We start from the raw sequence: 20,831 nt of genomic DNA on the forward strand, positions 1-20,831 counted from the left end.
ATCAAATGTCACCTGCTCTCATTAAATATAGGAAGTAAGGTCCCCCTACCATCGCCATCACGATGCCGGCAGGTATGTCCAATGGTGAAAATAAAGATCTTCCCATTGTATCGGCGATAAGAAGGACGAGCCCTCCCAGAACCATGCTCATAGGTATAAGAAGGCGGTAATTAGAACCTACCAGCAGTCTTGACATATGAGGCACCACCAGTCCGACAAAGCCCAATAAACCTACGGCCGCCACCGAAACAGCTGCTAGATAGACCGCTACAAATGAAAGCAAAATCCGGATACGGTTTGTATTTTCACCTAGATTGACAGCGACATTTTCCCCTAATCCCAAAATATTGGCCGATCTTATGCAGAATAAAGCCAATACCCAACCAATGACAGAATAAGGAAGCAGCATCCAAAGATCGCCCATGCCTTTGCCCGCTAAGCTTCCATTCATCCATTGCAAGGCAGAGGGAAGCCTATCGCTGTATAAAATGGAAAGCAAACCGGTGATTCCTCCGAAAACAGCATTTACTGCCACACCCGAGAGAATAATCCGCACGGGAGAAATGCCATTTTTCTTCCATGCAAGGGCATATACCATTATTACGGCTACAAGCCCGCCTCCGACTGCAGCAAGCGGGATCCACTTGCCAAAGCCGGGAAACAACAATAATATGAACAATACTGTAACCGCAGCGCCACTCGATACGCCGGTTAATCCCGGATCTGCCAGGGGGTTTTTCATAACAGACTGCAGCAATGCGCCTGAGATTGCAAGGTTTATTCCTGCAATAACGGCAATCAAAACTCTAGGAATCCGCAAATCCCATATGATGGTTTCAGATAGTGTTTCCCCTGAACCAAAGAGCGTCCTAATGGTCTCTCCAGGGGCGATGAAGACACTGCCGATCCCAATGGACAGGATGATAAAAGCAATCAAAAGAAAAAAGGCAATGATTATGCTGGCTCCGCGCTTTGTTTTGACTTCCATTTTTCTCGACCCTCATTCTTTATCAAATTACTTATATAACATATCGTTCAATTGCTCGAGTCCTTCCGTTGCCTTTTCAATAGAAGCGTATCCAAACGTTTCATAATCCAGCGCCTGTACACGGTCTTCCTTAAACGCATTCAATTTCTCCCATGCCCCATTCTTTTTCACCTCCGCTTTAAATTGCTCCAAAGCAGCTGTTGGATCTCCATGGGAAACGAGCAAAATGGCGTCTGGATTGGATGTAATGACATCTTCCATGTTCATTGGAACGTATGCCTCTTTAGAATTGGTAGCTTCACTGACAATATTGGATGCACCCAGTTTTTTGGCCAGACTGCCGACATATGTAGTATCATTCATCAGCATGAAGGATTCGCCTGATCCGAACAACAGCATAACTTTCGGTGCATTTTTTCCTTTTACATGCGCTAAAACAGCTGATTCTTTCCGGTCCAACTGTGCAAGGTAGTCGCTTGCTTTTTGTTCCTTGTTCAATGCTTTACCTAAAACCCCTAGCGATAATTTCAATTCCTCATAAGAATCGGTTGGAATATATGCCCTAGCCAATTTACTGTTCTTAACTTTCTTCTCCAGACTATCCTCAATCGATTCCGGCCCAATAATCAATTCAGGCTTCAGGCTTACTATTTTTTCGACATCCGGTTCGATCGTAGAACCGATTTTTGTAATGCTGTCGAATCCTTCAGGCAATGTATGGGTCGAAGTTGGTATGCCAACCGGCTTTATATCTAAAATGTGCAGCATTTCTGCTATAGAAACCGATGTGGTCACAATCGATTTGCCCGCATTTTCAGGAAACTGCTTTAACAATTCAGCCACTTCACTGCTATTTTCACTGAATGCACTGATTTCAGTTTTGGATGTTTCAGTATCCGCTTTATGAGCTTCCGTTTTCTCCTTGTTTGCAGCCGGCTTGGCCGTATCTTCCGAACATCCCCCCAACACAAGCAAAGAGAAACAAAATAAAACTCCATATACACTGTTCTTCATCTTTTAATCCCCCGTCGTTTTCTAATTGAAAATAATTATCATTATCAATTAGAAATATATCAGACAACTTCATTTTTAACAATATGTTTTCAGTTTTTTTACACATAATTTAATACAATCTGCTTTTTTCCATCAAAAAAGGAGGGCCCGATTGGACACCTCCTGCTCATTTATTTGGTTAAATCTACTTTTTTCTTAATGAAATAAATCGCTATACCGCCGACTGTCATTGATAGCAATTCACCAAGCCCGACCGTAAAGTATGTCGGCCAGAACGGCAGATCATAAAGAATCGTCAATTGCCCTGCAACAGTAAACATCGACAGCGCGAAAATCAATGCGGTAATGCTTATTTTCAAAATATCATTCTTCAGCTTCTTCGTCACTGCCCGGCACAAAATCAACACTAGAAATGTAGAGATACCGCCGATTGGCACATCCATAACCCATGTAGGGGACATGAAATTGGCCAGTATGACTCCCAATGTGACCGCAATGACGTAGCGTTTATTATACAGCGCCAGATAGTTGAACATCTCCGATAATCTCAATTGGATGGCGCCAAAGCTGATAACGGATAATAAAACGGTCACTGCCACGTATAAAGCAGCAACAAGTGACATCTTCGTGAGCTCGCTTACCGAAGATGCACGCGATGAATCTTTTGAAATAGACGTATTCAATTTAATTTCTCCTTTGTAAAGCAACTATCCGCTGCTTTAGTAATAACTACGGCCAAAGGAAGTAGAGCTCTTCGCCCTATCAGAAGTGCCGCAGTGCAAGCATTTATGCTTACCCGCGTATTATAACAGAAGAAAAGTCCATTGAACACACTATTTTACAATCCAGCCTCCATCAATCGGCACGGTCGTTCCGTGCATATAATCCGCTGCACGGCTCGCGAGAAATAACGTTAAAGCGGCCACTTCGCCTGGTTGCGCCCAGCGCCCGGCCGGTGTCTCATCCGCCACCCATTTCGCCATTTCCGCTTCGCCCTCGAAATCCGCCTTGTTCATCGGAGTTTGAATCGCACCGGGGGCAATCGCATTTGCACGGATTCCCTCGCGGCAATAATCCAAATCCAGCTGTTTCGTATAACCGATGATCGCATGCTTGGACGCCGTATAAGCAGCTCCGCCTCCACCCGCCACAAGACCGGCAATCGAAGCCATGTTCACGATGACTCCCGCTTTTTTCTTCAGCATATGGGGCAGAACAGTATTGGTTACCAGATATGTGCCTTTCACATTCGTGTCCATGATGCGGTCCCACAGTTCCTCATCGGTATCAAGCGTTTTTGCAAAGCCATCGAGGATGCCTGCTGTATTCAGTAAAATATCGATAGAGCCTCTCTTTTCCAACGCCTGCTCGACCGCTTGCTTTACATCCTCTCTTTTGCTCACACTGCCTATTGTGCAGTGGAACTGCTGGCTATATTTTTTTTTCAGGAATGACAGACCGTCTTCATCTATATCAAGGGCGCATACATTCGCTCCATTTTCCATAAAAGCGAGGGCTTGCGCCTGCCCAATTCCAGACGCTGCCCCTGTTATAAATACGGTCTTCCCTGCATATTCTTCGAATTTCATAACGTCACCTTCATTCAGAACCAAAGCCTCATAGCCAGTTCCTTAGTTTGCACTAAAAAGCCCACGATTTCTCATGGGCTTAACATGCTTATTCTACAATCGTCCAATCTTCAGCCAATAAATCGCATACTGTTGGCGTGAACATTGTATAGCCTTCTCCACGTACATTGATTAAAAAATACGGGTTTAAATTCTCTCCATCATGCTTGCTCTGACCAACTAGCTTCACGTATAATTCAGCTCCTTGCCAGCCTTCACGAATCACTTTTTCACCGTTCTTCAAGCGCGGTAATACTTGTTCAAATGTCATCTGTTTTCATCCTTTACCACTTCATTCTTTACGGAAAGTATACTGGAAATCACCATAGTTTACAACAACGTGCAGGATAGCCTCATGCCGTTATATACTAATAGAAAAAGAGGAGGATGAACATGGAGAGTATTTATTTCGCGGGCGGCTGCTTCTGGTGCATGGTCAAACCTTTCGATTCCTACGACGGAATTGAATCAGTCGTTTCCGGATATATGGGAGGGCACGTAGACAACCCTACATATGAACAAGTAAAAACGGGAACCACCGGCCATTATGAAGTGGTGGAAATCGTTTACGATGAAAAACGATTTCCTTTAGAAAAAATTCTCGATATCTATTGGCCGCAAATCGATCCAACCGATCCGGACGGCCAATTTCAGGATAGGGGGCCACAATACAGGACAGCTATTTTTGTCACGAATGGCGTACAAAGAAAACTGGCTGAACAATCCAAAACGCAGATTGCCGAATCTGGCAGATTCGAAAAGCCAGTCGCAACAGCTATTTTGAAGGCATCCACCTTTTATCCAGCTGAAGACTACCATCAGGATTACTATAAGAAAAACCCTGCCCACTATAAGGAAGACCGGGAGCAAAGCGGTCGGGATGAATTCATTGAACGGGCATGGCGCTAACATAATAAAACAGGCCTCTCTTGGGGGAAGAGAGGCCTTATCGGACTTGCAGAGCCTTTGCGGGAGGAAACGCTCAGCCAGTATATATTATTTTGTACCCGCTAATCCTTTAAATAATTCTACGCCTGTTTCAAGGATTTCATCACGGTAATCGTACTCGTACGTGTGCACTTGAGGATAATCTTCCCCGTTTCCGATATAGACATAGGCCCCTTTAACATATTTCAAATAATGGCCGAAGTCTTCTGACGCACGGTATGGAGCAGGCATTTCGCGTAAAGGAAGCCCTTTTTCCTCGCACACTTTACGGACTTTATCGACGCATTCCTTCGTGTTGACCGTTTCAGGGAATTCGTCATGGTATTGAAACGTTACTTTAATGCCTTGTTCTTCACCCATTTTTAATGCCATTTCCTCTAGGTTTTTTTGCAGCTTATCCAATTCCGCTTCTTTTTCGGCACGGATCGTCATGCGCAAAGCGCCTTCATGGGCTGCGATGCCATAGTTTTCGGATCCCACATCCACTTGAACGATTGTACAAAGAACCAAACCTTCATTGTTTTCTTTGGCAGTCAATTTAGGAATCGCTTCAATGATTTTCGCAATTGCAAAGGATGGATTGACCCCATCTTCCGGTTGGCTGGCGTGGGCTGGTGAACCAACCATTTCAATAGACATTCCTTTAGACGCGAATTGGGCTGTCCCATCGATGACATTGACTGTTTTGAATTCGATGCCCGCCATATTATGGTAGCCGAAAATTTCTTCTATGTTTTCCTCTTTAATGACTTCAGCGGCTTCTATACCGCCTTGCGCTGTTTCTTCTGCATGCTGGAAGATGAAGAAAATATTCTTGTCTGCCCCTTTTTGGTCCACTTCAAGAGCAAAGCCGGCAAGGGTGGAAGAATGTCCGTCATGTCCGCATTTATGGGATACCCCTTCATTTTGAGATCCCCATGGCAAATCGATCGTTTCTGGGATAGGAAGGGCATCAAAATCAGCACGGAATGCAATATTAGGCTTATCGTCACCGATAATGTATTTGGCATAGAAGTATTTGCCTTTATCAACGATTTCCAGATTTTTTGTATGTTCCTTAAGGAAATCCATCAAATGTTGTTTTGTCCAAACTTCATGATAAGACAATTCAGGATGGGCATGAAGCTCATGGCGCAATTGAATCGCTAAATCTAGATTTTTCTTTTCCATAGTAATCACTCCTAACAATGATTCTTGTTTATATCCTATCCATAAGCAAAATTCCATTTTTTACTATTCCGAAGTGCAACGTATGCTTAAACACTTCATTGAGAAAGTTTACAGGTTCACATGCCATGCCCATATTCATTATAGGCTTCTAACCTATTTCCGGCTCAAGACCATTTTTCAGCAGCTGCTTATGGCGGCCAGAATACACGTTATTAACTAAATAGGTTCAATCTTGATCAAAACTCAATATGCCGCCAGTTGAAATCGACCAGCCACATATTTATTCAAGACTATCACCTTGTTTCAAGCTCAATACGTACGTACGGTTTGGATTCAACTATTGTTAAATGGCCGGGACAACAATAGTGTGTTCCTTTTGTTTACATATTCAGTATACCGAATATGTAAAGGCGCAATATTCCAATCCATAATAGTGATTATTCATAATTGGAAAGATGGGATGGAGGAAATTATGGGAGCACCAGAGAGATAAATCGTATAAAGAAGTATTCTGATTTCTATATTAGAAAAGAAAAAAGCAAAGCATCTGAATTATACATGCTTTGCTTTATACATATATTCCTTATACTACAGTGAACAGATTGGCATAGCTTATCGGTTAAATAAGCACAGTCTCTCTCTTAAAACTTCTAAGACTTCTTTTGGCAATTCCTTGATCTTTATATCAGCGCCAAGGAAAAGGAGCCAATTCGTGATTTCATTCAATTCTTCGGGATTATCAACATTGATGTTCATTTTTAGGAGAGCTCTGGTTTGGTATGGGTTCGTATAGGAAATGGACACCTTTATAGGATGGTATTTTTTGAACTGGGCAATCGCCGATAGGCCAAGTTCAAAAACAAGGTTCATTCCTTCTTCCTGTTTACTTAGCTTTTCTAAAATCTGTTTTCTGCTTACTCTTTTTTTCGTTGGGTATCGCTGCACATCAGTAAGATGATCGACAGGGAAAATCCGCCTCTTTTCATCCGTTAAAACGAAGCCTTCAATCAGCCAATGGCCTTTTTCATGATAAAGGCGCAAGAGATATATCGGGTAATTCCTTATTACTTTCTCTTCTTTAATGGCAATCATTAAATAGCTGTCCATAAGAAGGAGTTGAATCAATTTTTCTAGAATAGGCTGGGGCAGGTCGGATAAATCCAGCAGCTCGGGATTATGTGGGTTGGTCCCTTCAAAAATCAAGATTTGGTTTAAAAGAACAAGGTCATCCTGCTGATTTTTCGAGATAAGGCCCAGTAATTTTTCAGCTAAAGACTGTCGGCTCTTTAGATAAGGGAGTTGTTTATTCCTTGTGGCCATAAAAGCAATAAAAAGAGCCTTAATCTCATTATCGGTAAAGCGGACAGCAGGCAGAACTGAATTGTTCATCACAAAATACCCCCCATCCCTTCCAACCTCAGCAACAAGCGGCATCCCCATGGCTTCAATTTCTCTAATATCCCTAATAGCTGTCGAACGAGAGATGCTGAATTCTTGCATGATTTCAGAAATGGTAAAGTGGGCTCGGTTGTTGATATACCTCATTATGATATTGATCCGTTCAACTTTTTTCATCGAAGCCTCCAAAACAGTATCATTTTTTGACACGATTTAAACTTATTATAAACTCATCAAGTAAAAAGACGAATAACTTGATTAATTCAAAAAAAGGAAGGTTTTAAAAATGGCAGAATATACGATTGAAGAAAAAGAGGGCTTCACTGTTTTAGGAATTGGAACTGAGCTTAAAAGCGATTATACAGATTTTGCTGGCATAAACAAGGAAAAGGCAGACTTTTGGCAGGCTATCAAAAATGATGGAAAACTTGATGCTTTAAAAGCCATAGCGACAAACGACTACGTTTTTGCCGTCAACGAAGCGGTAAATAACAAGATGATGCATTATGCTGGCGTCCTAACAAATGCGTCGGTACCGGGAGAGACCCGCGATATCCAATTCCCTAAAGGGGAATACCTCGTTGTTAAAGGGGAAGGACATACAGCCGAAGAATTGAGCAATACGCTTACTGGCGTTGCCTTTGGCCAGGTCCTGCCAGAAGCAGATCATGTTGCTTATGTCGGCGGGCCGAATGCAACAGTTGAAATGGGCATGCGGAATGGCGTGGTTTATGGTGAAATGTGGATTCCGGTTGTTAGGAAATAACGGGCAAAAGTCCATTTTTAAAATCCTGAATAAAAAGGACTACAAATTGAAAAGACCATCATCTTTTTGATGGTCTTTTCTTGCACTCCGTAACGTATGAATTATTCTTCAATACATTGCATTACATGTTGAATATAACTGTCTAAAGGTCGTGGTGTATCTATAATCAAACATTTATATTCAGATGGTTTTTTACTGTTATGAATAGCGGATTTAAAGGCTTCTCGGATTGTATCTCTTTTATTTGGCTGATCATTCTTTCACGTTTTTTTAATCTGCTGTTGATTTCATTTCGGTCATCAACGTAGCATTCCACATATTTATAGTTAGCATTATATTTCTTTACTAATCCAGTCCCTTTTTCAACCATTTCATCATATAAACAAGGACTATCGAATATAACAGATTGCCCCTGTGATAAGTGAAATTCAATTAAAGACCAATCAATATTGTATGAAATTTTACCAGCAAGTTTTCCTTCCTCGATTCCGTAATTTTCTTCAATCATCAGCGTTTTAGCGCTATTTATTGTGATTAAATCAATGGAATTGACCATTTGCTCGTAAGCTATTATATGGATGCCCATATGCAATACTTGAAGCATATTTCCTGTACACAATGGATACCATGGGGCCCACTGCTGTTGTATAGCTCGCTGTTGTGCGAGTTCCTATTCTACGTTCGTGTATGCCTCTTTTGCGACCACCTCAACAAAGCGTGATTGCTCATCATCAATCTCATCGAAGTGAATATCCACTAATCGGTTATACTTTTCAGCGATGTCAAAGGCTATTTTTAATGAATCGACTCCATATTCTATCGTAAATTCAAAATGAGGAATACCGCCTACTGCATCTGTGCCCATCTTCAATGATTCTTCATAAAATGAGTGGCTAGAATATTACCTGCATCTTATATTTATATAATTTTCATAAAATTATATAAATTAGACTCTAAGCATTGACATTCAATAATTATACAAGTACATTGGTAATTATAATTGAATATTCAAACATTCTTATTTAGAGAGATGGAGGGACTGGCCCTAAGATATCTCAGCAACATACATTTTTGTATTGTGCTAATTCCAGTAGCGTACGCTTGATGATAAGAAGAGTAATTATCAATGATACTAGTCTCTTCTTTTTTAAGAAGGGGTTTTTTGTACCCTGAAAAAGCAAACTAAATATACAAATTTACTTTAGAGGGGTTGTCCATATTGATTACTACTATTTCGAAAGCGCCATTTAGAGCAGACCATGTAGGAAGCTTCTTACGTCCACAAGCGCTAAAAGATGCGAGGGCGCAATATCAGAATGGCCAAATCACGAAAGAAGAATTACGTTCAATAGAAGATAGTGAGATTACTAGGATTGTGGAAAAACAAAAAGAAGTAGGCCTTACAGCTGTGACAGATGGTGAATTCAGAAGAAGATGGTGGCACTTAGATTTCATAAGAGCCATCGAGGGGATTCGCGTTTATGAAGTAGACTTAACGGGTGCTTTTAATGGTGCAATGAAAAAAGCAGAAGCATATACAGTTAGTTCGAAACTAAAATTTCCAAAGGATCATCCATTTTTGGAGGATTTTATGTATTTGAAAAGACTTGCTGGTGACCATGTTGCGAAAATTACAATACCAGGTCCTAATATGATTTTCCATTCGGGTGTAGTTGGAAGCGAACCTTATTTAAGTAATCCTTCTTACCCTTCACTAGATGAGGTTGCTAAAGATATTATTAAAGTATATCAGGATGCTATTCAAGCTTTTTACGATGCAGGATGCCGTTATTTACAGCTAGATGATACAAGCTGGGGTGCATTGTTCAGTGATGTATTCCGGGAAAAAATAAAGGTACGAGGTTTTAATCCGGATGAATTAGTGAAAAAATTTGCTGATATTACTGTTGAAGCAGTGGCCAACAAACCAAAGGATATGGCAATTACCCTTCATATTTGCCGTGGAAATTTCAAATCTTCTTGGTTATATCAAGGTGGATATGAACCAATTGCAAAAGAATTATTTTCCCGCGTTAATGTAGATGCCTTCTTCTTAGAGTATGATAATGAACGATCCGGAGATTTTACCCCATTGCGATTCATTAAAGATCAACATGTCGTGTTGGGCTTAATCACATCTAAAACCCCTGAACTCGAAGATGCATATGAAATCAAAAGAAGAATTGAAGAAGCAGCGAAATTTGTAAATATTAATCAACTTTGTTTAAGCCCGCAATGTGGCTTTGCATCTACCGAGGAAGGAAACATCCTTACTGAAGAAGAACAGTGGAGTAAATTATGCCATGTAGTGCGTATCGCAAAGGATGTTTGGGGAGAATAGGCTTCACGTATGAACAAAAACAGAAAACGCTTGTTTACCCCAGGATAGCTTAAGACGTCGAAAGGATAGGGCTTATAGCTGGAGATCTTCTTGCCCCACTTCAAAGCCAAACGGAGCTTATGCAGCAGAAAAAACAACTTATTTCCTAGCATAGCAGGTGTAAGCTTAGACAGATTTCCATATTCAACAATTTATCCTTTCTTCTCTTCTGAAAAAGGAGGCTTTGAATTTTATATTCAAAGCCTCCTTTTATTTCTGTTTATTTCAAACCACCCGTACTGTAAAATAGTAAAATCAACCTTCTACTTATGGTACGGTTCCCCCCGATTAATCCGAAAGGCCCGGTAAATCTGCTCGACCAATACAAGCCTCATCAACTGGTGGGGAAAAGTCATTTTACTGAAGCTGAGTGTTTCGTCGGCACGTATCATGACGTCCTTGCTCAAGCCCAAAGAACCGCCGATGACGAAGGCGATTTTGCTTTTTCCGTATGTAGCCAGGTTGTCAATCCGGCTGGCGAGCTGCTCGGACGATTTCATGTCGCCCTCGATTGCCAATGCGATTACATGGGTGTCCGGCGAGATTTTCGCAAGGATGCGTTCCCCTTCTTTTTGCTTCACGATCAACATATCAGTTTCACTTAGATTTTCCGGCGCCTTTTCATCAGGCAATTCAATTTCATCTATTTTGGCATAGGCCGATAACCTTTTTGTATATTCAGCAATTCCTTGCTTCAGGTATTTTTCCTTCAGTTTTCCAACGGTGATGATGGAGATATTCACAACTTATCCTCACTTTACAAACAGAATATAAACAAGTTATCCACAAAAGTTATCCACATGTCAACAGTTGCTGTCCACATTTTGTAGGCGAATATTAGTTCCCTACCATATATACAGCTGGCTCTGAACAATATTCACAGCCTGTTGATAACTTTTTTTCCTCTGGTATTTCATTCATTACAGGCGCTGTTTCATATTCATATACAACCACGTCCAACGCTAGATCCACGTGTTCTTTGCAGCAATAAATCATTTGGTGTTTCCTCCTAATTTCCAATCTGTTTCTATATAGTTTTTCCGAAAATAACGCACAAAAATCGCCTTCTCAGAAGAAAAGGAATTTATCCACAACGTAAAGCTTATACTACGTCTCGTACCTGAACTACATACATTCACATCATAGCATACCGGAATAAGTTATCAACAAGAAAAGAGCCGCGCATGCAGCTCTTTTCAGCTTTTAGAATGTGCCTCCCTGAAGGACGACTTCCATATCAATCGTTCTTCCATCCCGATATATCGTTACCTTCATTTTATCTCCAATTTTCTTCTGTTCATATAAATGTGTCCGGAAGCTGGCCATATCCGTAATTTTTTCTCCATCCATCTCAATGATGACATCATATGGCTTCATGCCTGCCTTCGCAGCTGGAGAGGATTTCTCTACATCAACAACGGCTACGCCTTCCTTGACAGTTGCCGGCAAATGGAATGTATTCTCCCGATGGAACTGAGTCACTTCAGCGATTGGCACTAGACTAACACCTAGATACGGACGCTTCACTTCACCAAATTGCTCAATATCCTCGATGATTGGAATGACGGAATTAATCGGAATGGCCAACCCGATGCCCTCCACTTCATTCTGAGCGATTTTCATTGAATTAATGCCGACTAGCTGGCCTTTAATGTTCACAAGCGCACCGCCGCTGTTGCCGGGGTTGATTGCAGCATCCGTTTGAATGACGTCAGCATTCCAATCGACAATGCCATCATTGTTTATATCGATTTCAATTGTCCGGTTTAACCCGGAGATGATTCCTTCCGTCACTGATCCGGAAAATTGCAGACCGAGGGGATTCCCTATTGCAATCGCTGGCTCACCGGGCTTTAGTGTATCTGAATTCCCGAATTCTGCCGTTGTTTTCACCTTTCTTCCATCTATAGAAATGACGGCCAGGTCGGTCCAAACATCGCTTCCAAGGATTTTGGCCGGCACCTTTGTACCATCAGACAATGATACCTCCAGTCTGTTGGCGCCATCAATAACATGGTGGTTGGTAATAATATAAGCTCTGCCATCTTTTATTTTATAAACCACACCAGAACCCGTGCCCGTTTCACCACCTTGGTTGAACAAGCTTGCTTCCTGTATATTGGTAATGCCGACAACAGCATCGGCTGCTTTATCAAATGCTTCTGTAACTGATGAATTTACATTATAGGCAACCTTTTGCTGAATCGATGATTCTTTTCCCGTATCTGACCCGTACCTATTCAAAATGCTGGTTGAAGGCAAAATAAAGGCAACAAGCAATGCCCCGATCAGAACGCCTGCCAATCCCGCAAGAAAATACCCTGTTCTCTTTGGCTTTTTCTGTCTGTATCCTTCATTATAATGATCATCATAATAACCCATATTCTCATTCCTCTCCTATTAACAAATATAGAGTTTATTATTGTCCATTCACTATTAGTATAGCCGTATTTTACAGAATATATCTTTACTGAACATAAAAAAAGAATGGGGGCTCCCCATTCTTTACACATATTATACCTCTATCAATCCAGTTGCCTTTTTTGGATCTGTATCATATAGCGAAAAGCCATCGCCAATCACAAATCCTTGATTTTCAAGCGTTTGGGCAACTGCCATCCGTGCAAGGTCCTTCATATTATTATCGAGGCTAAGGTGGGCCAGATAGATTCGTTTTGTGTTGTCGCCGATCACATCGCCCATTGCGATGGCCGCATCTTCATTGGAAACGTGGCCAACATCGCTAAGGATTCTTCTTTTGACACTCCACGGGTAACGGCCCATCCGCAGCATGCCGACATCATGATTGCTTTCAAAAATGAAGGCATCGGCATTTTTAATGACACCTTTCATCCGGTCGCTCACATAGCCTGTATCCGTCATTAGGGCCACTTTCTTGCCATCATGATGGAATGTGTAGAACATCGGCTCTGCTGCGTCATGGGAGACGCCGAATGATTCAACATCCAGACTCCCGAATGATTTGACTGTTTCCATGTCGAACACAAATTTCTGGGCAGTCGGCACTTCCCCGATACTGCCTTCCATCGCCTGCCATGTCTTTTCATTGGCGTATACAGGCAGCTTGTACTTTCGGGCAATAACACCAAGCCCTTTAATATGGTCGCTGTGCTCATGCGTCACAAGAACAGCCGTCAGGTCCTCCATGCTTCTTCCAATCTGCTGGAACAAGCCATCCATGCCTTTTCCGCTGAATCCTGCGTCTACCAGTATCCTCTGGTCTCCCGCTTCTATATAAAATGCATTTCCCGTGCTTCCACTCGCCAAAACACTAAATTGCATAGACATTTTCTCCACTCCAATGCTTAGACACTCAGGAAGGTATCCCCTGAGTGTCTTCTTTTCTCCATTGACTTACTTTCCTATGGTTCCATTCCAGTTTCCAATTCAGGCTTGATCACTGAATTGGATGACAGGATTTCCCCATCAAATGCTGTAACGAACAAGTTATCTGTTTTATTTAGCTGCACCCACCATGAAGGTACAAAGATAATGCTTGAATTCTCTACATAGTAGCAATAGACAAGCTCTACATTTGTGATTTTGCTCTTAGCCGGGATATTTCCGTTCTTGTAGAGCACCTCAATCGCCTTAATGGCGTCCTGCAAATCTTCTTTTCCTTCATTTGGCTCAATATCCTCGAGATAGGTCTGCTTGTATGCAAGAATTTCATTTTTATCATTCATGAACAATTCAAGCTTGGCAAAATAATTTTTAACGAACATCTTCCCTTTATAGGTCTGATAATACACCAGGCTATTATTCTGTTTGTCTTTTCCGAAGTATTTATAATGCTCTCCGTAAAGGACATTACCTTTTACAAATGCATCCGCCTCAGAATGATCCTTTTCACCGACCGGCAAGGGTGTATTCAATTCAACAGACAGTATATTGCCTTCGGGGTTAATAGTCGATTGGTTTTGAAGCTTAAGCTTCTTTGTATCATCCTTTGAAAAAACCTTCCTCTTGGTGGATATATATTGGTCCGTCCCGGTCTTCTTCGGCAAGGTCGTATATTGAATATCATTTTCCTTCAAGTTATCTTCAATGGAAGATTCCGATAGATATTCATATTGAGTGCTTTTTTTACTGATATATTGGTGGAGAAGAAAGACATCCAGTACGAGAAAGACGATAATGAAAATTGTTTTAGTTTTGCTCCAATCCATTCATACGCCCTCCCGACATGCTTAAAATTTCTTCCTTGTCTGTCTCCACTTGCTTCCATTCACCATTGACTTTATAGAACCAAGCAGGTTTCAAGACGATATAAAGTGTCTGATCATTCTTTTTCTGCAGCTCGTAACCGATCGTCAATCCTTCTAAGTTATCCAAGTCCACATTATTTCTGGTCAATGTCTGAAGGATGGAAGTCCCTGACGGTATCGTAACTGGGTCCTGGTGAGAATCATAAACGGATCCAAGATTAAAAGTCGGACGCTGGTATTGGCTGATTTCATTTTTTCCCCATACTTCTTTTATTTCCGACATGCCATCCTCATTGAATACCGGCAGGCTGTTCATGTATAGACGGAATTTCGTTTTATAGGCCTTTTCATCAACTTCAAAGAAACGGTACCCATTCTCCCAGCCGGCATGGTCATTCATATAGCTAATGCTTCTATCGATCAACTCAGAAGGGATCGGCTCATACAGGTTATTGTAAATCAGATTCTCATAAATTAAGATCAGCGACTCATTGTACACGTTCATGACACTTCTTCCGTTTGAATAGGAATATTGCTCTCCGAATGGCGTATGCTTCTTCGTCACATTGTTGGGCTCGGAAAATAGTGCATTCTTAAAGTCAGTAGAACTAATTTTATCAATGAAATACTTAGATTTATTCACCTGTAATGAATTAGCCGGAATATACATATTTTTATTCTTCACATTGATCATGGTTTTCATATCCGAACTATTTCGCACTTCCTTCAATTTCTTCTGGAAGTCAGCAATATTCTTATTATCGCCCACATTCATCCTAATAATGGACATATCAGTGGTCGACAAAAAATAAACATAGTTTTCTTGGCTATTCCCTGTTAGAGTAGGCAGCAGCAGACGGTCAAACTCGAAATCAGGTAACTCTTTGCCATTTACACTCAATTCTTTTTTATACAAAGAAAAGGAAACATCATCAGGAAAAATAAATTCAGCCATTCCATCTTTATGAGAAAAGTCTTTAAACTGCTCTGGATTGATATTCTTCAATTGTTGGAAACCATAAAACTGCCAATTTTGCATTTGCATAATCAGGCTGCTAATTACATGTTCAGAATACGTCCCCAGATGGCCATTTTCATTGTGATAGATCAACTGAGACGGTTTAAAGATATCAGACATATTTTCAATTTTGCTGGAAATAGCTACGTTATTGATATAATCATTGGTATTGATTTCTTTAATATTGGGGGAATAGGTCCAGATATTCCAAGTCATTAATGCACTGAACAGCACTAAAAATGTAAGAACGATTGTTTTTATTCCTTCTTTATTCATTCCCACTCATCCTCTTGATCTTCGTAAGGTAGCGTGAAGAAAATGGTTGTTCCTTTTCCTTCTATGCTTCTGGCCCAGATGCTCCCCCCATGAGCAACGACCATTTCCTTGGCAATAGCGAGTCCAAGGCCTGTCCCGCCTAGATTTCTTGTCCGGGCTTTATCCACACGATAGAAACGGTCGAATATTTTTTCCAGCTTATCCTTTGGAATGCCCACTCCTTCATCCTCTATGCTGATTTCGATACTTTTCTCCAGCTCTCTTAAACGGAACGTCAACTGGCCGCCCTCCGGTGAATACTTGATCGAATTCGAGATTGTATTATATAAAACCTGTGTGATTTTATCTTCATCAATTTCGACGAAAATCGCTTTTCGCGGAATGATTCGTTTAAATGTAATATGGCCTTCCTTGCCCATTTCAAAACGGTCGATGATTTGATTGAAGAATTCACTGAAGTTCACCCAATCCTTCTTCAAGCGGTAATCTTTGCTATCCATTTTCGAAAGTTGGAGCAAATCATTGACCAGGCGGATCATCCGCTCTGTTTCATTTTGGGTGACATTCAGGAAGTTCGGCGCCAAATTCTCATCCTTCCAAGCTCCATCGGCAAGCGCCTCCAGATAGCTTCTCATCGTCGTCAAAGGCGTTCTTAACTCATGCGATACATTGGCAACGAATTCTCGGCGCTCCAAATCGATTTTTTCTTGATCAGTAATATCATGCAGAACGGTGATCAAGCCGTTCACAAACCCCGTTTCCTTTTGGATGACAGAAAAATTGGCACGTAAAATATAGTGTTCTTCATCAGTGCTGAAATCCAGATTCAGCGACTCCTGCTGCGCCAAAAGGTCTTCAAACGTATAATCATCCTCCACGCCCAACAGTGAAACAATCGGCATGGAAAGCACAGTTTCACGTGAAACGTTCAACAACTGCGCAGCCGGTTCATTAATCAAAATGACGCGGCCCTTCCGGTCAGTCGCAATAACGCCATCTGTCATAAAGGCAAGTACAGATGAAAGCTTCCTTCTCTCCCCTTCCGTGGTTGCCTGCAGATCCTGCAGTTTTTTCGTCAGGGAATTGAATGTCATGGCAAGTTGGCCGATTTCATCATCACCATATTTCCTTACTTTACGGGTAAAATTACCTTTTGCCATAGCTAGCGCCTGGCGTTTCATATCCGCCATCGGGCGGGTAATCGTTTGGGCAAGTAGAATGCCAAGAACTGCTGTGACACCAAGTGCAATAGCCGTTCCAGTCGCAAAGATTTTATTGATTTCACGGAGCTGTACAAATACATTTTCAATCTTGGCGATCAAATAAATAGACCCTTCTTTACGGCCGGTTTTATTATCGGGATCAGACAGGATTGGCATGGATAGAACCCAAATACGTTTATTAGTCCTACCGTCTATGAATACTTTACTAGATTCGATTTCCATCTTGGTCATCGGTTCCTTGACCCGTTTATCAATAATCCCTTTATTATCAATATCCGATGTAGCCAGGATTTTATTGTTTACATCCAGTATCCGTACTTCTGAAATATCATCCGAATCCGCCTTGAAGTCCTGCAGCACTTTTTGCAGGTCGTCATTCAATTGGGCAGTATCTTTATCCCGAGATTTGGCAAGTTCAGCCTTCACGTTATAGGCTAATAGATTGACCTTCTCTTTAATGGAATTCTGAAAGTTATTGACCATGCTCTTCTCTAGGCGGTCGACAAAATACACACCGATTATTTGCATGGCGACCAGAATGAGCAAAACATAAATCAATACAAATTTCATATGGATGGAACGGAAAAAACCTACTCTTTTCATGAATGTATTACTCCTGTTCAGGATTACGTAAGTAGTAGCCTACTCCTCTTCTTGTTACAATCCAGCCCGGATGGCTCGGATTATCCTCAATCTTTTCACGAAGCCTTCTGACAGTAACATCGACTGTCCGGACATCGCCATAGTAGTCATAGCCCCACACCGTTTGAAGCAAATGTTCACGTGTCATGACTTGTCCAATATGTTTTGCTAGATAATGGAGAAGTTCGAATTCACGGTGCGTCAATTCAATCGTTTCTCCTCGCTTCGATACAATATAAGCATCAGGATGGATGGTTAATGATCCAACCGTAATCTCTTTATTTTCCTCATCTTCTGTACTTTGGTTCGTAAGCGTAAGCTGCCGTCTGAGATTTGCTTTCACCCTAGCCAGCAATTCACGCGTGCTGAATGGCTTTGTTACATAGTCATCTGCACCAAGCTCTAATCCAAGAACCTTATCGATTTCGGAATCCTTTGCCGTCAACATAATGATCGGTGTATCGTACTTTTTCCGGACTTCCCGGCATACTTCCATGCCATCACGGCCAGGAAGCATAATATCAAGAAGAATCAATTCAGGCTGTACTTCTTCTACCATTTCCAACGCTTCATTGCCATCATAGGCGCAATAAACGTTAAATCCCTCTTTTTTCAAGTTAAACTCAATAATATCCGCAATCGGTTTTTCATCGTCTACAACAAGGATCTTTTTCTCCATTATAAAATCTCCTTCTATTTTAAAATTCATCTATATTTCGTTCATTGTTATTTCATTTGAGCAGTCTCTCTCTAATACTTTATCATGTTGGCAATTGTAATTCACCTTTTTGGACAGTAATCTTACATGGAAAAAACCTTCGGCTTTCTTGCCGAAGGTTTTTTCAATTCAAATAAGACAGCGGGTTCATTAGTTTTCCGTTTTGGTACACTTCAAAATGAAGATGAATACCGGTTGAATCTCCAGTTGAACCCATAATCCCGATCTTGGATCCTGCCGCAACGATTTGCCCCTTTGCAACATCAATGGATGCTAAATGGGCATAGACTGTTTTCATGCCATTCCCATGATCAATTTCAATTTTATTGCCGTATCCTCCGTTTACCCCCGCAAAGACAACTACTCCATTATCAGCTGCTTTAATGGTACGGTCGGTCGGCCGGGCGATATCAATGCCCTTATGCATTTTGCCCCAGCGATAGCCAGTTTCGCTTGAAATATAGCCGCCGATGGTCGGGCGCACTAGCTTCCCGGTTCCTACTGATGGCTTGTTCTTAGTCCCTTTCAGTACCTTTTCAGTTACTGGCTGCTGAGCAACATGTTCAGATAACGTTTCTTGGAAAACTTGTTTTCCATTCACCTGTTTAATCAAATACCTCGTTTTCTTGATTCCGCTCTTACCGGCCTGCTGTACTTTTATTTCATTTCTGTACAGGCGGTCTGTCATTTGGACCTCACGTTGATATGGGATTGGCGTTTGACGGACAACTTCCCGGTCAACTGTGACCTCAAGCAATGGATTGGTAGTCATCACCTTTACCGTGTCTCCTTCAGACAGGTCCATATCGCCTTTGCTCTTTTTATTCCAGCCTAATAAGCCCTTCGCCGTTGTCCCATAAGTTTCAGCAATTCCAGGAAGCGTATCGCCTGGCTTGACTATATAATCGATTTCCTTCCGTTCAGTGCTATTCAAAAGATCCAGGCCCTGTTTAACCTGAATAATTTGGTCTGGTTTAACAGGCTCCTCTTCCACTACTAAATCCTTCGAAAAATGAATCGCGCTTATATGCGATTCCTGGCTCGAAGGATCTGTTTGGCTCTTTTCATTTTGATGAAACTGAACCAGTTCATCTTTATCTACATATTGCAATAGATATTGGTACAATAACTGCTCTGCTTCCTTTTGCGTGGAAACATATAACGCAGGTATATTATTCAACTTAATCGCATGTGCAATCATTTCTATTTCAACATCCGTTTTCAGCTGCTCCAATACGGATGGAGCTAGAACCTGATCGCTAAATACTTCTTCAGGAATGAAGCTTATATCTTGATCTATTTCAAAAACCCGTTCTGGATTTTGTTTCTTGGCTGATTCAAGCTTTTGTTCAAGAATATGGTCCAACTCAGCTTTATCCTTGGAGTCGATGTCGCCGATATATTGATCATGGTTGTATACATGGTAAATGGTTTTCAAATCTGTTATTCCATCGGCAGAAGCCGCTGATTGAAGGGATAACCCGAAAAATGCTGTAGTGAATAAAAGCGCTTTTCCTATTCCATTCATTGTGCTTTTTTTCCTAATAGCCATATCAATTCCTCCCTGGCTGCTAACTTTCCGGCCAAAATAAAGAAGCCATGCAATAGGCAATGGCTTTCTTTTTCAGCTTCATATAATGTATCATATAAATCCGCAAAAATAGGATTCGTCTTTATACTGTAATAGAACTGTATCATTCATAGAAATGACTTCATCCTTTTCCAGTTACATCTAAAAAATTGGCGTTTTTATGATAAATAAACCCATTTATTTGGAAAAAATCTGCATGAATGTTACAACGGACACACGCTATATCAAGAAGCCGCCCATTGCTAAGGCATCATGGCAAAAAGATAAAATAAAAACGCCTACTGAATAGGCGTTGGATAAAGATTAGGATGGCTCAGGACGGAATCGAACCGCCGACACAAGGATTTTCAGTCCTTTGCTCTACCGACTGAGCTACTGAGCCAAATAATGGCGGTCCCGACGGGAATCGAACCCGCGATCTCCTGCGTGACAGGCAGGCATGTTAACCGCTACACCACGGGACCACAAACTTACTATATATAAAGTGAAAATCAATATGTCTAATCTCTTTTGCTTTTCACTAATTTTAATCGAAAAGTGACCCGTACGGGATTCGAACCCGTGTTACCGCCGTGAAAGGGCGGTGTCTTAACCGCTTGACCAACGGGCCTAAATTCAATGGTGAGCCATGAAGGATTCGAACCTTCGACCCTCTGATTAAAAGTCAGATGCTCTACCAACTGAGCTAATGGCTCATTCTGTTTTGCCGCTTTTATCTCTCAGCGACGTTTTTAATAGTATCATATACTTCTACTCTATGGCAATATATTTTTCAAAAAAAATATATTCAAACAATTTAATCGGTTGGATAGACTATGAACCTTCCTTAAAAATACTCAAAC

Annotated in this window: 19 protein-coding genes, 4 tRNA genes, 1 pseudogene and 1 riboswitch; of the genes and pseudogenes, 3 read left to right on the forward strand and 21 right to left on the reverse strand. The window is 41.3% G+C overall.

The genetic code is table 11. The features are described from left to right. Position 1 precedes the first annotated feature (1 nt). The 5 genes from ABC357_RS20325 to ABC357_RS20345 all read right to left on the reverse strand — a co-directional run bounded on the left by ABC357_RS20325 (position 2) and on the right by ABC357_RS20345 (position 3,901). Entirely contained in the window at positions 2 to 988 is a 987-nt protein-coding gene (locus tag ABC357_RS20325) for a FecCD family ABC transporter permease (RefSeq protein ID WP_412889398.1), read from the reverse strand. Between the two features lie 27 nt (positions 989 to 1,015). Then, complete coding sequence (locus tag ABC357_RS20330) at positions 1,016 to 2,002, reverse strand: ABC transporter substrate-binding protein (RefSeq protein ID WP_412889399.1); 987 nt, start codon at positions 2,000 to 2,002, stop codon at positions 1,016 to 1,018. A 170-nt stretch (positions 2,003 to 2,172) separates the two neighbouring features. Continuing rightward, complete coding sequence (locus ABC357_RS20335) at positions 2,173 to 2,685, reverse strand: QueT transporter family protein (RefSeq protein WP_412889400.1); 513 nt, start codon at positions 2,683 to 2,685, stop codon at positions 2,173 to 2,175. A 150-nt stretch (positions 2,686 to 2,835) separates the two neighbouring features. Then, positions 2,836 to 3,591, reverse strand: a complete 756-nt coding sequence (locus tag ABC357_RS20340; RefSeq protein ID WP_412889401.1) for a 3-oxoacyl-ACP reductase — start codon at positions 3,589 to 3,591, stop codon at positions 2,836 to 2,838. 88 nt (positions 3,592 to 3,679) lie between these two features. Next, a complete protein-coding gene (locus ABC357_RS20345) occupies positions 3,680 to 3,901 on the reverse strand; it encodes a DUF2829 domain-containing protein (protein ID WP_412889402.1) in 222 nt (73 codons plus the stop codon). Between the two features lie 122 nt (positions 3,902 to 4,023). On the opposite strand from ABC357_RS20345, the gene msrA reads away from it, so the two are divergent. Beyond that, a complete protein-coding gene (gene msrA / locus ABC357_RS20350) occupies positions 4,024 to 4,539 on the forward strand; it encodes a peptide-methionine (S)-S-oxide reductase MsrA (protein WP_412889403.1) in 516 nt (171 codons plus the stop codon). A gap of 87 nt (positions 4,540 to 4,626) precedes the next feature. Here msrA and ABC357_RS20355 read toward each other — a convergent pair whose 3' ends face one another. Together ABC357_RS20355 and ABC357_RS20360 are read right to left on the reverse strand one after the other, a co-directional pair. Beyond that, complete coding sequence (locus ABC357_RS20355) at positions 4,627 to 5,748, reverse strand: M20 metallopeptidase family protein (RefSeq protein ID WP_412889404.1); 1,122 nt, start codon at positions 5,746 to 5,748, stop codon at positions 4,627 to 4,629. Positions 5,749 to 6,360: 612 nt separating this feature from the next. Next, entirely contained in the window at positions 6,361 to 7,323 is a 963-nt protein-coding gene (locus ABC357_RS20360; protein ID WP_412889405.1) for a helix-turn-helix transcriptional regulator, read from the reverse strand. Positions 7,324 to 7,432: 109 nt separating this feature from the next. Between ABC357_RS20360 and ABC357_RS20365 the strand changes: the two genes are divergently transcribed. Further along, positions 7,433 to 7,912 (forward strand): GyrI-like domain-containing protein, encoded by a 480-nt coding sequence (locus ABC357_RS20365; RefSeq protein ID WP_412889406.1) that lies wholly within the window; start codon positions 7,433 to 7,435, stop codon positions 7,910 to 7,912. A 457-nt stretch (positions 7,913 to 8,369) separates the two neighbouring features. Here the strand turns inward: ABC357_RS20365 and ABC357_RS20370 are convergent. After that, a pseudogene (locus ABC357_RS20370) lies at positions 8,370 to 8,792 on the reverse strand (cytosine deaminase); the annotation flags it as partial. 135 nt (positions 8,793 to 8,927) lie between these two features. After that, positions 8,928 to 9,026: riboswitch (SAM riboswitch) on the forward strand. Between the two features lie 105 nt (positions 9,027 to 9,131). Between ABC357_RS20370 and ABC357_RS20375 the strand changes: the two are divergent. Then, positions 9,132 to 10,253 (forward strand): 5-methyltetrahydropteroyltriglutamate--homocysteine S-methyltransferase, encoded by a 1,122-nt coding sequence (locus ABC357_RS20375; protein ID WP_412889407.1) that lies wholly within the window; start codon positions 9,132 to 9,134, stop codon positions 10,251 to 10,253. 302 nt (positions 10,254 to 10,555) lie between these two features. Here ABC357_RS20375 and rlmH read toward each other — a convergent pair whose 3' ends face one another. The 13 genes from rlmH to ABC357_RS20440 all read right to left on the reverse strand — a co-directional run bounded on the left by rlmH (position 10,556) and on the right by ABC357_RS20440 (position 20,684). After that, a complete protein-coding gene (gene rlmH, locus ABC357_RS20380; protein ID WP_412889408.1) occupies positions 10,556 to 11,035 on the reverse strand; it encodes a 23S rRNA (pseudouridine(1915)-N(3))-methyltransferase RlmH in 480 nt (159 codons plus the stop codon). 94 nt (positions 11,036 to 11,129) lie between these two features. Beyond that, positions 11,130 to 11,288, reverse strand: a complete 159-nt coding sequence (locus ABC357_RS20385) for a CxxH/CxxC protein (protein WP_412889409.1) — start codon at positions 11,286 to 11,288, stop codon at positions 11,130 to 11,132. 207 nt (positions 11,289 to 11,495) lie between these two features. Continuing rightward, on the reverse strand, positions 11,496 to 12,674 hold the full coding sequence (locus tag ABC357_RS20390; RefSeq protein WP_412889410.1) for a S1C family serine protease: 1,179 nt from the start codon (positions 12,672 to 12,674) through the stop codon (positions 11,496 to 11,498). Positions 12,675 to 12,806: 132 nt separating this feature from the next. Then, on the reverse strand, positions 12,807 to 13,601 hold the full coding sequence (locus ABC357_RS20395) for an MBL fold metallo-hydrolase (RefSeq protein WP_412889411.1): 795 nt from the start codon (positions 13,599 to 13,601) through the stop codon (positions 12,807 to 12,809). A 74-nt stretch (positions 13,602 to 13,675) separates the two neighbouring features. Then, the gene (locus ABC357_RS20400) at positions 13,676 to 14,482 is read right to left on the reverse strand and encodes a two-component system regulatory protein YycI (protein WP_412889412.1); all 807 of its coding nucleotides are present in this window, start codon (positions 14,480 to 14,482) and stop codon (positions 13,676 to 13,678) included. After that, positions 14,463 to 15,815 (reverse strand): YycH family regulatory protein, encoded by a 1,353-nt coding sequence (locus ABC357_RS20405; protein ID WP_412889413.1) that lies wholly within the window; start codon positions 15,813 to 15,815, stop codon positions 14,463 to 14,465. The genes ABC357_RS20400 and ABC357_RS20405 overlap by 20 nt, the downstream gene beginning before the upstream one ends. After that, positions 15,812 to 17,641, reverse strand: coding sequence for a cell wall metabolism sensor histidine kinase WalK (walK, locus tag ABC357_RS20410; RefSeq protein ID WP_412889414.1), 1,830 nt, complete (start codon positions 17,639 to 17,641; stop codon positions 15,812 to 15,814). The genes ABC357_RS20405 and walK overlap by 4 nt, the downstream gene beginning before the upstream one ends. A gap of 7 nt (positions 17,642 to 17,648) precedes the next feature. Beyond that, positions 17,649 to 18,359, reverse strand: coding sequence for a response regulator YycF (yycF, locus tag ABC357_RS20415; protein ID WP_412889415.1), 711 nt, complete (start codon positions 18,357 to 18,359; stop codon positions 17,649 to 17,651). Between the two features lie 163 nt (positions 18,360 to 18,522). Next, positions 18,523 to 19,950 (reverse strand): LysM peptidoglycan-binding domain-containing M23 family metallopeptidase, encoded by a 1,428-nt coding sequence (locus ABC357_RS20420; RefSeq protein WP_412889416.1) that lies wholly within the window; start codon positions 19,948 to 19,950, stop codon positions 18,523 to 18,525. Between the two features lie 348 nt (positions 19,951 to 20,298). After that, positions 20,299 to 20,371, reverse strand: a tRNA-Phe gene (locus ABC357_RS20425). A 6-nt stretch (positions 20,372 to 20,377) separates the two neighbouring features. Then, a tRNA-Asp gene (locus ABC357_RS20430) sits at positions 20,378 to 20,453 on the reverse strand. Positions 20,454 to 20,527: 74 nt separating this feature from the next. Then, positions 20,528 to 20,599: transfer RNA gene (locus tag ABC357_RS20435), tRNA-Glu, on the reverse strand. A 9-nt stretch (positions 20,600 to 20,608) separates the two neighbouring features. Beyond that, positions 20,609 to 20,684, reverse strand: a tRNA-Lys gene (locus ABC357_RS20440). Positions 20,685 to 20,831: the final 147 nt, after the last annotated feature.

It is taken from the genome of Bacillus kalamii, assembly GCF_047238185.1.
Taxonomy (GTDB): domain Bacteria; phylum Bacillota; class Bacilli; order Bacillales; family DSM-1321; genus Bacillus_AD.

Excerpts from the sequence above, each read along its gene's own strand:
- ABC357_RS20405 (WP_412889413.1), bottom strand. The coding sequence starts at position 15,815 with ATGAATAAAGAAGGAATAAAAACAATCGTTCTTACATTTTTAGTGCTG.
- ABC357_RS20365 (WP_412889406.1), top strand. The coding sequence starts at position 7,433 with ATGGCAGAATATACGATTGAAGAAAAAGAGGGCTTCACTGTTTTAGGA.
- yycF (WP_412889415.1), bottom strand. The coding sequence starts at position 18,359 with ATGGAGAAAAAGATCCTTGTTGTAGACGATGAAAAACCGATTGCGGAT.
- ABC357_RS20330 (WP_412889399.1), bottom strand. The coding sequence starts at position 2,002 with ATGAAGAACAGTGTATATGGAGTTTTATTTTGTTTCTCTTTGCTTGTG.
- ABC357_RS20390 (WP_412889410.1), bottom strand. The coding sequence starts at position 12,674 with ATGGGTTATTATGATGATCATTATAATGAAGGATACAGACAGAAAAAG.
- ABC357_RS20325 (WP_412889398.1), bottom strand. The coding sequence starts at position 988 with ATGGAAGTCAAAACAAAGCGCGGAGCCAGCATAATCATTGCCTTTTTT.
- ABC357_RS20345 (WP_412889402.1), bottom strand. The coding sequence starts at position 3,901 with ATGACATTTGAACAAGTATTACCGCGCTTGAAGAACGGTGAAAAAGTG.
- msrA (WP_412889403.1), top strand. The coding sequence starts at position 4,024 with ATGGAGAGTATTTATTTCGCGGGCGGCTGCTTCTGGTGCATGGTCAAA.
- ABC357_RS20340 (WP_412889401.1), bottom strand. The coding sequence starts at position 3,591 with ATGAAATTCGAAGAATATGCAGGGAAGACCGTATTTATAACAGGGGCA.
- ABC357_RS20360 (WP_412889405.1), bottom strand. The coding sequence starts at position 7,323 with ATGAAAAAAGTTGAACGGATCAATATCATAATGAGGTATATCAACAAC.
- ABC357_RS20385 (WP_412889409.1), bottom strand. The coding sequence starts at position 11,288 with ATGATTTATTGCTGCAAAGAACACGTGGATCTAGCGTTGGACGTGGTT.
- ABC357_RS20395 (WP_412889411.1), bottom strand. The coding sequence starts at position 13,601 with ATGTCTATGCAATTTAGTGTTTTGGCGAGTGGAAGCACGGGAAATGCA.
- ABC357_RS20355 (WP_412889404.1), bottom strand. The coding sequence starts at position 5,748 with ATGGAAAAGAAAAATCTAGATTTAGCGATTCAATTGCGCCATGAGCTT.
- ABC357_RS20420 (WP_412889416.1), bottom strand. The coding sequence starts at position 19,950 with ATGGCTATTAGGAAAAAAAGCACAATGAATGGAATAGGAAAAGCGCTT.
- ABC357_RS20400 (WP_412889412.1), bottom strand. The coding sequence starts at position 14,482 with ATGGATTGGAGCAAAACTAAAACAATTTTCATTATCGTCTTTCTCGTA.
- walK (WP_412889414.1), bottom strand. The coding sequence starts at position 17,641 with ATGAAAAGAGTAGGTTTTTTCCGTTCCATCCATATGAAATTTGTATTG.